General features: G+C 42.2%; 15 protein-coding genes. 6 read left to right on the forward strand and 9 right to left on the reverse strand.

The features are described from left to right. Positions 1-70: 70 nt before the first annotated feature. Positions 71-277 carry a hypothetical protein gene (locus tag CQ839_RS12980; protein ID WP_103668708.1) on the reverse strand — a complete coding sequence of 69 codons (207 nt, stop codon included), beginning with the start codon at positions 275-277 and terminating at the stop codon, positions 71-73. A 36-nt stretch (positions 278-313) separates the two neighbouring features. After that, positions 314-1294 carry a diguanylate cyclase gene (locus CQ839_RS12985; RefSeq protein ID WP_103668709.1) on the reverse strand — a complete coding sequence of 327 codons (981 nt, stop codon included), beginning with the start codon at positions 1292-1294 and terminating at the stop codon, positions 314-316. 93 nt (positions 1295-1387) lie between these two features. On the opposite strand from CQ839_RS12985, the gene leuS reads away from it, so the two are divergent. The 5 genes from leuS to radA all read left to right on the forward strand — a co-directional run bounded on the left by leuS (position 1388) and on the right by radA (position 8362). Then, positions 1388-3964 carry a leucine--tRNA ligase gene (gene leuS, locus CQ839_RS12990; RefSeq protein ID WP_103668710.1) on the forward strand — a complete coding sequence of 859 codons (2577 nt, stop codon included), beginning with the start codon at positions 1388-1390 and terminating at the stop codon, positions 3962-3964. A 187-nt stretch (positions 3965-4151) separates the two neighbouring features. Continuing rightward, positions 4152-4751: a Uma2 family endonuclease gene (locus CQ839_RS12995; RefSeq protein ID WP_103668711.1), complete on the forward strand. Its 600-nt coding sequence runs from the start codon at positions 4152-4154 to the stop codon at positions 4749-4751. A gap of 244 nt (positions 4752-4995) precedes the next feature. Beyond that, a complete protein-coding gene (locus CQ839_RS13000; protein WP_103668712.1) occupies positions 4996-6189 on the forward strand; it encodes an AAA family ATPase in 1194 nt (397 codons plus the stop codon). Next, the gene (locus CQ839_RS13005) at positions 6186-6887 is read left to right on the forward strand and encodes a DUF4276 domain-containing protein (RefSeq protein ID WP_103668713.1); all 702 of its coding nucleotides are present in this window, start codon (positions 6186-6188) and stop codon (positions 6885-6887) included. The genes CQ839_RS13000 and CQ839_RS13005 overlap by 4 nt, the downstream gene beginning before the upstream one ends. A gap of 41 nt (positions 6888-6928) precedes the next feature. Next, entirely contained in the window at positions 6929-8362 is a 1434-nt protein-coding gene (gene radA, locus CQ839_RS13010; protein WP_103668714.1) for a DNA repair protein RadA, read from the forward strand. A gap of 41 nt (positions 8363-8403) precedes the next feature. On the opposite strand, the gene CQ839_RS13015 is transcribed toward radA, so the two are convergent. The 7 genes from CQ839_RS13015 to CQ839_RS13045 all read right to left on the reverse strand — a co-directional run bounded on the left by CQ839_RS13015 (position 8404) and on the right by CQ839_RS13045 (position 14444). Then, positions 8404-8913, reverse strand: a complete 510-nt coding sequence (locus CQ839_RS13015) for a cupredoxin domain-containing protein (protein WP_103668715.1) — start codon at positions 8911-8913, stop codon at positions 8404-8406. 11 nt (positions 8914-8924) lie between these two features. Continuing rightward, positions 8925-11165, reverse strand: coding sequence for a heavy metal translocating P-type ATPase (locus tag CQ839_RS13020; RefSeq protein ID WP_103668716.1), 2241 nt, complete (start codon positions 11163-11165; stop codon positions 8925-8927). Positions 11166-11228: 63 nt separating this feature from the next. Further along, on the reverse strand, positions 11229-11660 hold the full coding sequence (locus tag CQ839_RS13025; RefSeq protein WP_103668717.1) for a heavy metal-responsive transcriptional regulator: 432 nt from the start codon (positions 11658-11660) through the stop codon (positions 11229-11231). 307 nt (positions 11661-11967) lie between these two features. Then, the gene (locus CQ839_RS13030) at positions 11968-12345 is read right to left on the reverse strand and encodes a VOC family protein (RefSeq protein ID WP_103668718.1); all 378 of its coding nucleotides are present in this window, start codon (positions 12343-12345) and stop codon (positions 11968-11970) included. 153 nt (positions 12346-12498) lie between these two features. After that, the gene (locus CQ839_RS13035) at positions 12499-12891 is read right to left on the reverse strand and encodes a VOC family protein (protein ID WP_103668719.1); all 393 of its coding nucleotides are present in this window, start codon (positions 12889-12891) and stop codon (positions 12499-12501) included. 449 nt (positions 12892-13340) lie between these two features. Then, complete coding sequence (locus tag CQ839_RS13040; protein ID WP_146048738.1) at positions 13341-13751, reverse strand: hypothetical protein; 411 nt, start codon at positions 13749-13751, stop codon at positions 13341-13343. A 252-nt stretch (positions 13752-14003) separates the two neighbouring features. Continuing rightward, positions 14004-14444: a dTDP-4-dehydrorhamnose 3,5-epimerase gene (locus CQ839_RS13045; protein ID WP_103668721.1), complete on the reverse strand. Its 441-nt coding sequence runs from the start codon at positions 14442-14444 to the stop codon at positions 14004-14006. 207 nt (positions 14445-14651) lie between these two features. Between CQ839_RS13045 and CQ839_RS13050 the strand changes: the two genes are divergently transcribed. Further along, positions 14652-15905, forward strand: coding sequence for an adenylate/guanylate cyclase domain-containing protein (locus CQ839_RS13050; protein ID WP_103668722.1), 1254 nt, complete (start codon positions 14652-14654; stop codon positions 15903-15905). The last annotated feature ends 65 nt before the right edge of the window (positions 15906-15970 follow it).

Raw genomic sequence — 15970 nt, forward strand, 5'->3', positions numbered from 1 at the left:
CTAAGATCACGGTGGATTTTTATTCGACGAAAGGTGCGCTTGGCGCACCTTTTTGGTGATTACATAAATTTTATTGCATAGATTTTCGCGCGAGACTGACTGCCTTGACAAAGCTATAGACACCTACAGGTAAGCTGATTAGCAAAATTGCCCAAGTGGTAGCAAAGCCGAAATCTGGCGCACCGTATGACAATTCATAAATGCAACCAACAAAGGCGATCGCTGCAACAATTGAAATCAGCAAAATTAATTGAGCTTTTATATAATCAGGGGACATGGTTATTTGTAATTTTATTTGTAATTATTATTGAGTTTATTGTAAGGACTTTGGACGCTTGGTTTGCTTTTGGGCATACATCAAGCGATCGCCATCTTCTAGAAGATCTTCGATTGATTGATGACGATTAGGATCAAACGCAACAATACCAACACTACAGAGAATATCGTAGCCACGAGCAGCGGTTTTATTAAAGTCTGTTCTGATTTGCTCAAGACGGCTCAAAATTAATTTGCTTTGTTGATGATCGGCATTGGTCAATAAAACGACAAACTCATCGCCACCCAGCCGACCAATCACATCAGACTCACGAAAAGCTTCTTTTAAGATTTGACTGAAACCAATTAAGGCGCGATCGCCTTCAGCATGACCATAGCGATCATTAATTTCTTTAAATAAATCTAGGTCAAAGAAAAATAGTGAAGCTGGCTTTTCTAATCGTTTGCACAAATTTAGCGCATGAGTAGATAGGGCGATAAATCCCCTGCGATTAGAAATTTGTGTCAATTCGTCAATGGTTGCCATCCGCACAGCCGCCATCTCCTGCTCAGCCATCTGCCCAAGATCACGTAACAGCCCTTGATCTTCCTCGCTAAATGTACGTGGATCTCGATCTACTAAACAGAGAGTACCAACCTTGCAACCATTAGTAATAACGAGGGGAATTCCAGCATAAAAGCGCACTTTAGGATCACCCAGCACAAATGGATTATCCAAAAACCTCTGATCCATTAAGGCATCAGGAATAACAAAAATATCATCCCCCAAAATTGCATGACCGCAAAATGATGTCGCTCTGGAATATTCAGATGTTTCTACGCCTATACCTTGAGAAGACTTGCACCAGAGTCGGTTCATATCAACCATGTTAACCATTGCGATCGATACACCAAATAACCGCTTAGCAAGTCGAGTCAATCGATCAAAGCGTTCCTCTGGTTGCGTATCGAGAATATTTAGCGATCGCAATGCACTTATACGAATTTCTTCATTTTCTGGGTAATCTGGCACTTTCATTTTGATCGGGCTGAATGTTTAGTATTATTAAGAACAAAGGTGAGCGGCGCGGTGTGTTGCTCACCTTCATATTCGCATACAGACTGATACGTGATGGAAACCAGATATAACCCCCAGCAGATCGAACCCAAGTGGCAAAAAGTTTGGGCACAGATGCAGCTTGACAAAGTAAATAATGATGCAGTTGGCGCGACAGGTAGTAGTCAAAAAAAGAAATTCTACGCGCTGTCAATGTTTCCCTATCCATCAGGGGATCTGCATATGGGGCATGTCCGCAACTACACGATCACCGATGTCATCGCTCGATATAAGCGGATGCAGGGCTATCAAGTTTTACACCCAATGGGCTGGGATGCTTTCGGATTGCCTGCGGAAAATGCAGCGATCGATCGCAATACCCATCCTGCCAAATGGACTTACGCAAATATCGCCAATATGCGATCGCAGCTTCAACAAGTGGGCTTGTCCTACGACTGGGATCGCGAGTTAGCGACCTGTTCGCCCGACTATTACAAATGGACTCAATGGATCTTTTTGCAATTTTTAGAAGCAGGTTTGGCTTATCAAAAAGAAGCAAAGGTTAACTGGGACCCAATCGATCAGACTGTAATTGCCAATGAGCAGGTTGATAATGAGGGTAGATCTTGGCGATCGGGTGCGATCGTTGAGAAGCGCAAATTGCGTCAATGGTTCTTGAAAATCACCGACTATGCCGAACAACTTTTGCAAGATTTGGATAAGCTCACCGACTGGCCATCCAATGTCAAGATCATGCAAGCCAACTGGATCGGCAAATCCACAGGCGCAGAGCTAAGTTTCCCAATTGTTGACAGTGACGAAAAAATCACAGTATTCACTACTCGCCCCGATACAGTCTACGGCGTGAGTTATGTCGTGCTTGCTCCAGAGCATCCTTTAGTCGAGACATTGACTAGCACTGCCCAAAAAGAAGCCGTTGACGCATTTATTCAAGAAGTCAAAAATCTCAGCGAAATCGATCGCACATCTGATGATCGTCCTAAACGTGGCGTAGCGATCGGCGCAAGTGTAGTTAATCCGTTTACAGGAAAAGAAGTTCCCATCTGGATTGCGGACTATGTTCTATTTGAATATGGAACAGGCGCAGTCATGGGAGTTCCTGCCCATGATGTCCGCGATTTTGCCTTCGCAAAACAATATAACCTTCCAATCCAAACAGTAATTAATGCGCCTAACTCCAATGGTGAAGAACTAAAGGCTGCCTATACTGAATCTGGAACTATGGTCAATTCAGGTGAATTTGACGGATTAGATTCCGTAACAGCGAAAACCAAAATCATCAAACTTGCGGAATCAAAGCAATGGGGAACTGCCAAAATCACCTATCGCCTTCGTGATTGGTTGATTTCCCGCCAAAGATATTGGGGCTGTCCAATTCCTGTCATTCATTGCCCTAGCTGCGGCATCGTTCCCGTTCCTCATGCAGATTTACCGATCGCATTGCCAGAGGATGTCGAACTCACAGGTCGCGGCGCATCACCCCTAGCCCAACTAGACTCTTGGGTAAATGTCCCTTGTCCCAAATGCGGCACAGCCGCCAAGCGTGAAACCGACACGATGGATACCTTTATCGATTCATCTTGGTATTTCTTGCGCTTTGCCGATGCTAAGAACGATCAGGAAATAGGCGATCGCAATGCCATCAATAACTGGATGCCCGTCGATCAATATGTTGGCGGCGTAGAACATGCGATTTTGCACTTGCTCTATTCGCGATTTGTGACTAAGGTTTTGCGCGATCGGGGCTTACTCAATTTCGATGAACCCTTTATGCGTTTACTCACTCAGGGCATGGTACAAGGGTTAACCTACATGAACCCCAACAAAAGCGGCAAAGACAAATGGGTTCCCTCGGCTTTAGTCGATCCTACAGATCCCAAAGATCCGAAAACAGGCGAACCTTTACAAGCGCTATATGCCACGATGTCCAAATCTAAGGGTAATGGGGTATCTCCTGAAGTAGCGATCGCAAAGTATGGAGTCGATACTTTGCGAATGTTCACACTCTTCAAAGCTCCACCTGAAAAGGATTTGGAATGGGAAGACGCGGACGTAGAAGGGCAACAACGCTTCTTAAATCGAGTCTGGCGCTTAGTCTCTAGCTTTGCAGAAACTAAACAGCATGGCATCTCCAAAAAGATTGATAAGAACTTGCGCCGCGCCATTCACATCGCAATTAAGGAAGTATCCGAAGATTTCGATGGTGGTTATCAGCTCAATACCGCAATTTCCGAAATGATGAAGCTCAGCAATGCTTTGCAAGATGCAGAAGATAAGAGTTCCGCAACTTTCTTGGAAGGTGTGGAAACTCTCTTAACTTTGCTTGCTCCCTTTGCGCCACACATTGCTGAGGAACTTTGGGCGCTCATCGGTCACGAAGAATCGATTCATTTGCAAACTTGGCGCACTCATGCTCCAGAAGCACTTACTGTTGATGAGATTACGCTCGTAATTCAAATCAACGGTAAAGTTCGCGGCAGCCTCCAAGTACCATCTAGCGCTAGCAATGACAAGCAAGCCTTAGAGGAATATGCCCGCAGCTCGGAAGCGGCGCAGAAGTATCTTGAAGGTAAGGAGATCAAGAAGGTGATTGCAGTTGTAGGGAAGTTGGTAAATTTTGTAGTCATCTAGTCTTCTCTTTAATACGCTATCAGCCGATAGCGTATTAAAGAGACTTCTATTTAATACCAAAGTCTAAAGTGAAAAACATCGCCATCACTCTTTTAGACTTTATTGCCTAAACAAAACTCACACTAAAGTCACACGGCTTTATTATTTTTGCTAAAATCAACATAACTAGGCTGTGAGCAGAAATATCATGCAAGCGACTGTAATTGAAACAGAACAGGAACAAGAGCCTCAAATTCATCTTTGGTCGATCGCGGACTATCATCAAATGATTGAGGTGGGAGTTTTGGATGAGGACGATCGCGTAGAACTGTTGGAAGGAAAAATTGTTTGTATGAGTCCACAACGACCATTTCATGCGGCAAGTGTGCAACGTAGTAGTAGATTACTATTTAAATTGCTAGGAGATCGCGCCGAAATTCGCATACAGTTACCCGTGACATTAGGGAATGATTCTGAGCCAGAACCAGATATTGCTGTTATCAGGTTTGATGCTAATGAGTATTCATTTAGACATCCTGAAGCCCCTGATATTTATCTGTTGATAGAAGTTGCTGATTGGACTATCTCAAAAGATCGCAAGCAAAAGGCGCGTATTTATGGCAAAAACCAAGTTTTAGAATATTGGATTCTCGATTTACAAAAACGACAAGTTTACATATTCCGTCAACCAGAGGATGGAAGCTATCGTGAAGAATTGATTTTGAATAGCGATGCTACTGCTACTATGCAAGCTTTTCCTGATGTGGTGATCGCTTTAGATGCTTTGTTTGCGATCGCGCAAAAATAATTTTGCTTATGCGATCGCCCAACAGTAGTAGCAGGTGTTAGCGCAGCGTCACGCATTAATAAATAAACATCAAAAATGTGCGTTACAGTTCATTAATGCACTCTACAAGATCGGCGATCAGACTGGATTAGCTTTAATACAGCAAGTGAAAGATCCTTAATCTAATTGGAGAAACTTGCTAGCAGTTATATTTCTCTCGTATACTAATCAAAAATAAAAGCTCAAACTTATGGTAGTCATTTAGATGAGATTAAAATCAGTCTCTTTTTCAGAGTCTTTAGGTGAGCTGAAGGAGTGGTCAATATCCAACTTTACCCTAGAGCATATCAACTTAGTAGTTGGCAAGAATGCTGCGGGTAAGACTCGCACTCTAAATGTGCTTAGTGGTCTTGGAAAGCTTCTTTCAGGTAGGCAGAAACCAAGTGAGCTAACCTATGGTAGTTTCGATGTCACATTTGAACACGATGATCATATTCTTAAGTACATTCTCCAAATTTCAGACCATAAGGTTGTTTTTGAGTCTTTTGCAGATGGTGAAAAAATTCTATTAGAACGTGGTGAAGGTGGGAAGGGATACATTTTTCATGAGAGAGAAGATAAAAACATAGAGTTTCAGACACCAGAGACTGATGCAGCAGTTGTTGCTAGAAGAGATGCAATACAACATGCTTTTCTTAGCCCTTTGAGTGATTGGGGTTCAGGCGTGCGCCATTACTTCTTTGGAGACACCATGGGCAGAAATACGATCAGTTTTCTTGTCGATGGTGCAGCACAACCTGACCCGACAAATCCTAATGAGGTAATCGGACTATTTCGTAAGGGTACAAAGCAATATCCAGATGTCTTCAAAAAATCAGTCATTAAGGCGATGAACGATATTGGCTACGACATCGAAGATATTAATGCGACTACTCCTCAAAACATACAAATCCAGTCGAATTCAATCATTCCAGTTACGCCTATCGCTTTAATTGTTAAGGAGCGATTGTTATCGGGATCGACAGAGCAAATGGAAATGTCGCAGGGTATGTTTCGTGCGCTATCAGTAATCATTCATCTCCAATATGCAATTCATGGAGACCATCCCAGCTTTATACTTATTGACGACATCGGAGAGGGATTAGACTTTGACCGATCTTGCCGATTAATCCACATCATTCGGCAATGTGCGATGGATTCAAAAATCCAACTGGTCATGAGCACTAATGATCGATTTGTCATGAATAATGTGCCCCTAGAAGAATGGTCTCTATTGAGTCGAGAAGGCGGGAATATCACGGTACATAATTACAAGAACTCAAAAGCCGCATTTGACAACTTTAAATTTACAGGTCTGAATAACTTTGATTTTCTGGCTATGGACTTCATTAACGAAAATGAAGTATTTTTTGCTGAGAATCCAAATGATATAGAGCAAATAGCTGGAATCCATTCATGAAAAAAATGGCTATTTTTGTCGAAGGTGAAACAGAGTTGTGTTTCATACACAAACTAATACGAGAGATTGCAAATGAGAAGAATCTACAAATTGTATTGATCAAAGCTTCTGGTGGTGCTCGAAGTACTCGTGGGTATACAGTTGTCGCTGATAGTGGTAATGCGGCTGACAAGAATTTCTATATCCGAATAGTTAATTCAGGTACTGATAACCGTGTTAGTTCCGACATTCGAGATAGCTATGAAGGTCTCATGAATGAAGGCTTTAGTGTGATTATTGGTGTTCGAGATGTCTATCCATTGTTACTATCAGATTTACCTAAATTAAGAACTGGACTCTGCTATCAATTAAAAACAAAACCTGTCTCGGTTGATTTCGTGTTAGGAGTAATGGAGATTGAAGCATGGTTTCTCGCGGAGCATACACACTTTCCTCGAATACATCCAAAACTTGCAGCTTCTCGCATTGCAGCAATGCATGGCTTTGATCCTAGTGTTGACGATATGCAGCTAAGGACCCATCCAGCACTTGATCTTCACAATGCGTACTCATTGGAAGGCTTGGCATACAAAAAAACAGGTAGTCAGATTCAACGTACTGTTGAGGCTCTAGACTATGCCAATATGTACTTGGAACACAAAGCCAAGTTCCCAGACTTTGCGGTGTTTATACGAGTTATTGATCAATTCTTTTCATGATTCTTCCAAGACTGATTTGTATCCAATGAAGATTTTAAATAATGGCAAAAGCAAAAAGTCGATATGTTTGTAATAACTGCGGTGAAGACTTCCCGCAGATGTATGGGAAATGTCCCGCTTGCTCTAGCTGGGGAACTTTGCAAGAAGAATTAATACCTGTCATATCCACAAATACCAATGCGATCGCTACATTCTCGCATCTCGGTACAGCAAAATCTACGGGCAAAGCCAAACCTAGAGAATCCCTAACCCTCTCGCAAATTACCGACAACGACCAAGCGCGATCGCCTTCTGGTTATGAAGAACTCGATCGCGTCTTAGGTGGAGGCATTGTCGCTGGTTCCCTTGTGCTGATTGGTGGTGAACCAGGGATTGGCAAAAGTACACTGTTATTGGGCATGGCGCAAAAATTGATGAGTCGCTATCCTACGCTCTATGTCTGTGCCGAGGAGTCAGCACAACAGGTGAAACTGCGATCGCAACGGTTAGGCATCTTAGAAGAAAATTCTGATGATCTCTATTTATTAGCGGAAACTGATTTAGAAACAGTCCTGAGAGAATTACAATCGCTACGCCCCAAGGTTGCTGTAATAGATAGTATTCAAGCTCTCTACTTCTCAAACTTAAATGCTGCCCCAGGTTCCGTTTCGCAAGTGCGGGAATGTACGGCAGCACTGATGCGTGTAGCTAAGCGCGAGAATATATCGCTATTTATCGTTGGTCATGTGACCAAGGAAGGCTCGATCGCAGGGCCCAAAGTTTTAGAACATATGGTCGATACGGTTCTTTATTTTGAAGGCGATCGCTTTGCTACGCATCGACTATTGCGATCGGTCAAAAATCGCTTTGGCGCAACGCAAGAAATCGGTGTATTTGAAATGATCGATCGCGGTTTGCGTGAGGTTTCTAATCCTTCTGAACTATTTCTCGGTAATCGCGATGAATCTGTTCCAGGAACCGCCACAATTGTCGCCTGTGAGGGAACACGTCCGATTGTCGTGGAGTTACAAGCCCTCGTTAGTCCCACCAGTTATTCTTCTCCACGCCGCACGACAACAGGGATTGAGACTAATCGATTTCTACAAATTTTGGCAGTTCTCGAAAAGCGAATTGGGATTCCTTTGTCAAAACTTGATGCTTATGTCGCGGCGGCAGGTGGATTGAACGTGGCGGAACCTGCGGTGGATCTTGGCGTAGCGATCGCAGTAGCGGCAAGTTTTCGCGATCGCACAGTCGATCCGCGCACAGTGATGATTGGTGAAGTAGGACTTGGTGGACAGGTGCGTCCAGTATCTCAGCTAGATTTACGACTAAAGGAAGCGGCGAAGTTAGGATTTAAACGCGCCATTATTCCTAGTATGCAGGTGATGCAGGACTATGGAATAGAGATTATTCCTGTGAGTAAAGTTCTCGATGCGATCGTGGCGGCTTTGCCACGTACTAAGTTTGAAGTTGCTAAGCCCAGTGAGGAGTAATACCAATCGTCAAACTGGCTTTGCCAGTTTGACGATTGGTATTACTCTTCCACCTTAATTGCTCCATGAAACATATTCATTCCGCATGAGAATTGATAGTTTCCAACAGTTTGAGGCGTAAACTCAACAGGTGTGGTTACATTTAGAGCCAAATCTTGAGCGATGTGGAAGTCAGGGAATAAAACCTTTTCCAAACAGCTACTAGGATCGCGACGCATGAACTTTAAGCGAACAGGTAGTCCACGTTTCACTGTCACTATTGCAGGAATGTAACCGCCATCTACAGTAATACTAACTTCCTGTATACCATCACTAGTTTTTGCTTGTTGAGACTTTGGTTTACTGAAGAGAAACCACCAAAGTTGGGCGCTAATTAGAGCTAGCCCACCTGCGGTTAAACCGATTTTAATTGCTAGAGGTTGTTCGACACTTTGAAATTGGGGCGATCGCTTAGAATGTTCTTCTGTCATTTCCGCCGCCGATACACTTGAGGCGATCGCACCTACAAGACTGAAGCTAACAATTAGATTGATAAATTTTGTTTTTAGCATAGTTGTATTCTCTAATTAGTAGAATTGGGGCGAAATCCGCGTAGACGCAAAGCATTAGTAACCACAGAGACGGAACTAAATGCCATCGCTCCACCTGCAATGATCGGACTAAGTAGCCAGCCAAAGAATGGGAAGAGAATCCCTGCGGCGATGGGAATGCCTAAAACGTTATAGATAAAAGCAAAGAAAAGATTTTGTTGAATATTGCGAATCGTGGCGCGACTGAGTTGAATTGCGGTGACAATCCCTTGCAAATCACCTGATATAAGCGTGATATCACTGGCGGCGATCGCGACATCAGTTCCAGTACCAATCGCGATACCGACATTTGCCTGTGCTAACGCAGGAGCATCATTGATTCCATCGCCCACCATCGCTACAATTTTTCCTTCGGCTTGTAACTCCCTGATTTTTGCCACCTTTTGGTCGGGACGTACTTGAGCAAAGACTCGCTTGATCCCAACTTCGCGTGCGATCGCCTCAGCCGTGGGGAGATTGTCGCCTGTTAACATCACAACTTCGATTTTCATCCGTTGCAAAGCATTAACCGCCGCATGGGAAGAAGTCTTAACTTTATCAGCAATACCAATTGAACCTCGTGCAATATGATTAACCGCGATTAGTACCACCGTTTTACCACCGTTTTCCCAAGCATCTTGATATTGATGGAGAGAACTCGTGTCAATGTTTAGCTCATTCATCCAGTGTCTTGTGCCGACTTGGAGCAGCGCATTATCAACTTTGCCTTGGACTCCGCTACCAGAAATTGCCTCGAACTCAATAACGTTAGGTATATCCAGATCTTTCTGTTTGGCATATTCCACAACTGCCTCCGCTAAAGGATGTTCTGAATTACGCTCGATCGCTGCGACAAGTTGTAATAATTCTCGATCATCGGGATTGAGGGTAAAGAAATCTGTGACAGTGGGTTTACCTTCCGTAACCGTTCCTGTTTTATCCAAGACAATGGTTTGGATTTTATGGGCTAGTTCCAAACTACCTGCATCTTTAATCAAGATGCCATTTTCTGCACCTTTACCCGTTCCCACCATAATCGAAGTGGGAGCCGCTAAGCCCAAAGCACAGGGACAGGCAATAATCAGCACACCAACAGCGGAAATAGTCGCCAAAGTCAAGTTGCCCATGACGTTGAACCAGATCAGAAATGTAGCGATCGCAATGGAAATAACCACAGGCACAAACCAACCTGTCACTTGATCCGCCAATCTCTGAATCGGCGCTTTCGAGCCTTGGGCTTGCTGCACAAGTTGGACAATTTGCGCTAGCACTGTATCTTTGCCCACATGACTAGCTTTAACCTGTAAGCTCCCAGTTCTATTCATGGTCGCCCCAATCACGCGATCGCCGATTTTCTTCTCGATGGGAATACTTTCGCCTGTCACCATTGATTCGTCTACGGTCGAGTTACCTGCGATCGCCTCGCCATCAACAGGGATTTTCTCCCCAGGACGTACAAGCACGACATCACCAATCAGCACATCTTCAATGGGAATATCATATTCTTGCCCATCACGGAGAACTCGCGCCGTTTTTGGTTGCAAACCCATTAATTTGCGAATTGCATCGGATGTTTCTCCCTTAGCCCGATTCTCAAACAATTTACCCAGTAGAATCAGCGTAATTACCACCACCGAAACTTCGTAATACACTTCAGGTTGTAAACCCTGAGAAATAAAGAAGTTAGGATTTAAGGTGACCGTAATGGAATAGGAGAAAGCCGCTATTGTTCCTAAGGCAATCAATGTATCCATCGTCGCTGTGTGATTTTTAAAAGCTTTCCATGCGCCGATATAAAATGAACTGCCACACCAAATCTGTACTGGTAAAGCCAAACAAAGCTGAAGCCAAGAATTATGTAACCAATCAGGGATAAAGGGAATATTTAATCCTGTCATCATGGGTAGCGAACCGATTACTAAAATCATGCCAATTACGCCACCTAATCTAACTTTATTAGTTAAGTTTTGTGATTCGGTTAACCTTGCTTTCTGATCTATATCCTGCGCATCTGCTGATAGATCTGGTAAAAATGCTTCATAACCAAGGTTTGCGATCGCCTTTTTAATTGCATCTGGACTAGTTTTTTGAGGGTTGTAATCAATCGCTATTTGCTCGATCGCAAAGTTGACATTACTACTAGTCACACCGTCTAGCGATCGGGTCATTGATTCGATGCTACTGGCACAAGAGGCACAGTGCATTCCTCGGAGCTTCATGGTGATCTTTTCCATTGTTTTTCTTTCCTAAAGAAGTAATGTTTTTGAATGATGATGATTCACCCTCTGCGAGAATCATCACTTCTTCTGCAAAATTGGACAAATCTCTCCTGTGGTTGCCTTTGCTGGAGGAGTCCAATCTTCGAGCAATTCGTTAATCTCACCACGCAAAGTAATCAATTCGGAAATTCGCCGATCAATCTCTAGAATCTGTTGCTCTAGTTGCTGCTTGATTTCATCACAAGGAGCTAAACCGCGATCGTAAACTCCCAAGATTTCTGCAATCTCTTGTAAGCTTAAACCCAGTTTCTGTAACCTTTTGACAAAAGAAATTCGCGCGATCGTATTTGGAGAGAATAAACGGAATCCTCCTTCAGTACGTTCTGAAGACTTCAGTAAGCCAAGTTCTTCATAATAGCGAATTGTTTTAATCGGTACTTGACTTTGAACAGCAACTTGCCCAATTTGTAGTAATACTTGATCTTGATCCTGAGATAATTTAGCCGCCATATCTAGCTTTTAGCCTCCTAAAAACTCAAGTGATTTAGATATAAATCAACTCAAATTACTTATACACTCTCTAGCCAACTGGAGAGTCAAGCCCTACTACCTATATTTTCTCAAGCAGTTATGAAATGAGCATGAAATATTTGCAATGATTGATAAGCTGTAGCCAATCTACTCCCTTCCCACCAAAGAAATAGACATCAAAAACCAAGAATTAGCGTTGCGGCGCTTCGCGCCGCAACGTCTAATCCTTCGCTGGGAAGGGAGTATTTAAGATGTACAGGACTTTGTGCTCAATTTTGCTTTACTTTCAACTAAATGGTGAGCAAATATCAATCAAGCAACCATTTGGATCAGTAGTTAAAAATCGTCGCTGACCATAAAACTCGTTGCGTGGTTCTTGGACTATGTGAATCCCCATATCTAAAGCTTTTTCATAGACCTCGTCAACATCTGGAACTACAAAAGTTACATACATACCAGTAGGAGCAGTTTGAAACTCTTGTGGAACTAGGTTATGACTGCGAAGAATGATTCCAAACTCTTGTTCATAATTAGACGGATTACGAAGTTGTACGTACCAATCGCTATCGTAACTGATTTCAAAGCCGAGTAAAGCCACATAAAAGTCTCGACTTTCAGAAAGCCGATCAGAGCAAATATTGGTAAGAATGCGACTAAAACTCATGAGTATTTTTTATTGTAGGACTTATGTAAATACACCAAGAACTCAAGTTCTTGGCTAAAAAGCTCAAGTTCACTGAAGTGGGCTACAGAAAACTGTTAAGTAAAACGTTTCAACTGGTTTGAGATTTTATTCCGCACTTGAGTGCAGGGCTTTTTAAGCTTGTATAGGTGTACATAACTCAATTAGCATTCCATCTGGTGCGCGGACATAAGAAACGGTTTGCCCCCAAGGCTTTTGTAATGGAGATGCTATTTCACTTGCACCATATTCAAGTGCGCTTTGGTGTGCCTCGTAGATATCAGAAGTGACAAATGCAATTTCTATACCAAAAGGCTGTATTGAGTCACTCGCTCGAACATATCCTTTAGATAGATTCATCTCGCCGAGCGAGTGAGAGGCAAATGCAAGCGTTGTCTCTCCCGTATTCAGCTCGCCATAGTCACCTGATTCATGCAGAAACTTCTGTTGAAAACCAAAAGCTTGACTGAAGAAGTCAAGCGAGGTCTTAACGCTTGGAACATAGATAATCGTGTAGCCAAGTTTCATAATGGTTTACAGGCTGATAGTTGGGATTTGGTGAGTGGAAATCATTTCCAGAAAGTGGTCAGAGAAGTCGATTGTTGTATAACCTAAATAGAACCTATAGAAAACTATGGTTTAATTTTGGCATTTTTAAAGATAAATTACCGTAGATCTTATGTTGAGTCAAATGCGATCGCCTTGTCAATCTTTGCTGCTCAAGGATTTTCTGTAGACGATTTACATATGTACATGCAGATGGAGTTTGGCTTATCAAGATCGGGTTTCTCGAAGACAATCTAACGTAGATCACAACCTAAACAGCCCTACCGAGAACAAGCTGAGGTGGTAAATCAGCGCTTAAGAGAACGCTACCCTGATGCAAAAAGTTGGACGGGGAGCCGTAGAAACATGGCAGGGCAGATGTTAGGGGGAATTACTAATAATTTCACTGCGATCGCCTCAATAATAGGAATTTATCGTGAGCCGCTCCATCGATATACTGGCTCTGAAATTTCCACTCCCCAATATCCATTAAAACTAGAAAAATCTTCAGAAAATGTAACTTCAAGCTCCCCAGTCCCATATTTGTCATTCCAGATACAACGCATTACCTGAATCTTTATCGCTCGACATTTAGACAACTTACCTTGTACTATTTCTCCTTCCTCATTCATAGTATAAATACCGACTAAAGAGCCGTTACTATTTTTTCTGAATTCTGTTTTTCCAGAAGCGAGAATATCTGCGTTCAAAATTTGACTTTGATAGCTTCCTAAAGCTTGCTCTACCCAATTATTTGAGGACTGAGCATTTGCACTTAGATTGGAAGTACTAGTTAAGAGCGAAACAACTAGAGAGGTAATAACTAATCCAGAACTTTTCACGAATTTCTCCCAATGAACTTTAATATTAAAATAGGAAAGTATCATGTCAAGTTTAACTGCGATCGCAATAAACACCATGACTCAAAATATTAAAGAACACAAGACTTAATGCAAGAATGGGGTGAGTCATGCTTAAAAAAGGTTTTCTTTTTCCTTTCATGAGTTGACCCTATATTTTTTTGGTCACGCTTAACTGAAGATGGCTATATCTCAGGAGTTCTATCTGCCTAAGGTAAGCTAGGACAAGTAGATTTAAGCTGTAAGTGGAAGTTCTAAGTTAGCGATCGCATTACGTGCAGCATCTAAATCATAGGGAAAAGGATGACGACGGGGTTGGTAATCTTTGGGATAGGGCGCACCATGACGTAAGACAGCATTCACCATTACACAAGGTTGAGCGCTGAGATTAATCGCAGCATGGGGTACATTGGGCGGAATTGTCACCACCGCAGGACGATATTCGCTTAAGGGAATGTATTGATATTGGCGATCGCTTAGCACCACCAAAACAAAGCTACCGCGCACCACCAAAAGTTGATCGGTCTGGAAATGATGGACAAACAAATCATCAATCGCCCCTGCCGCTACCTGAACAAGCATAGTTTCATCGCTTGTCTGTGGCGTATAAAACTCTGCCATCCCATTTTTGATCGAAGTGAGATAGCGAATTTCGACTTTTCTGTTTGCAGCCATTGAGATCTCCGCAATATATCGCGACATGTTTAGGTTAGTCGATAATTTTTTAATTTTTGTTACAAAGAAAACGAATGTATTTTTTTATGCATATAGGAATAGACGTATTTTGCGATCGCATTGTATGGAAAGAGATGCAAAAGCTCTCTCGGCTTACTTTATGCGATAAAATCCCAAGTTAATTTACTATCTGCGCGATCGCAAAACATGATGTTTAGCTTTCTAAAAAGACAACGTGGTTTGCTAACGCCTGAATATCAACTATGGCGACAGCAGTTTATGCAAAAGAGGCTGAGTTTAGGAATGCGAATAGCCTTCTTTTACTTTGTCACATTACTGGGGGAGCAACTTGTCTATTTGTTATTTAGATCCACGCAATTTTCTCAAATTTGGTTGATTACCATTCTTGTGATTTTGACGGGACTGGTATATGGACTAAATTATCTAAAAAAAATACGTCCACCTATACAAATTTCACTGGTTTTCTTGATCCTTTCTTGGACGATCACGATCTTAATTCAACTAGTTGATACCATTGGCAAGCAAGTTAAACCAGACATGATTTTAATTTGGTGGATGGTAACATTCTTCTCACAAGCAACTCTAGTCCCAGTACGTTGGCGATTTCATCTCATTTCTCAATTAGGCGGATTAGCATATTATTTTTCAGTGAACAGTGCCTTGGGTATTGAAATATTTCCAGATGATATGCCTGCTATTTCTTGGCTTATTAATATTTTTTGGACTTGTTTTATTAGTAATCTCTCTGTCTATCTCTATGAGAAATTAGCAAAATCAGAATTCTATGCTCGCAGTACTTCCGAAAAGCTATTACTAAATATTTTGCCTGAATCGATCGCTATAAGACTCAAAGATGATGAGAATACGATCGCTGATAGTTTTACTGATGTCACAGTTTTATTTGCAGATATTGTCGGATTTACGCAACTTTCCAGCCATTTACCTCCCGATCAAGTCGTTGGCTTCCTCAATCAAATTTTCTCGCGTTTCGATCGCTTAGTCGAAATTCATCAACTAGAAAAGATTAAAACTATTGGGGATGCTTATTTAGTCGTTTCAGGACTTCCCTATCCACGAGTTGATCATGCTGACGCGATCGCCAACATGGCACTCGATATGCAAAAAGCGATCGCTGATTTCAATCAAGAAACAGAAAAAAATCTCAGCATTCGCATTGGTATTCACACGGGTCCAGTTGTTGCTGGTGTAATCGGACTCAAAAAATTTGCCTATGATCTTTGGGGAGACACAGTAAATACTGCCTCACGAATGGAATCTCATGGCATCGCTGGCAAAATCCAAGTTAGCGAAGCTACCTACGATCGCCTGAAAAAAAATTATAACTTTGAGGAAAGAGGCGCAATTACCATCAAAGGCAAAGGAGAAATGACTACTTACCTATTATTAGGTCAAAAAAATTCGGAGTCAGAAAAATTTTAATCCTGTTAGACTAGACAAGGCGCGAAATTGTCTATATTGGCAAGTTAACGCATAAACTTAACTCT

Source organism: Pseudanabaena sp. BC1403, assembly GCF_002914585.1.
GTDB lineage: Bacteria > Cyanobacteriota > Cyanobacteriia > Pseudanabaenales > Pseudanabaenaceae > Pseudanabaena.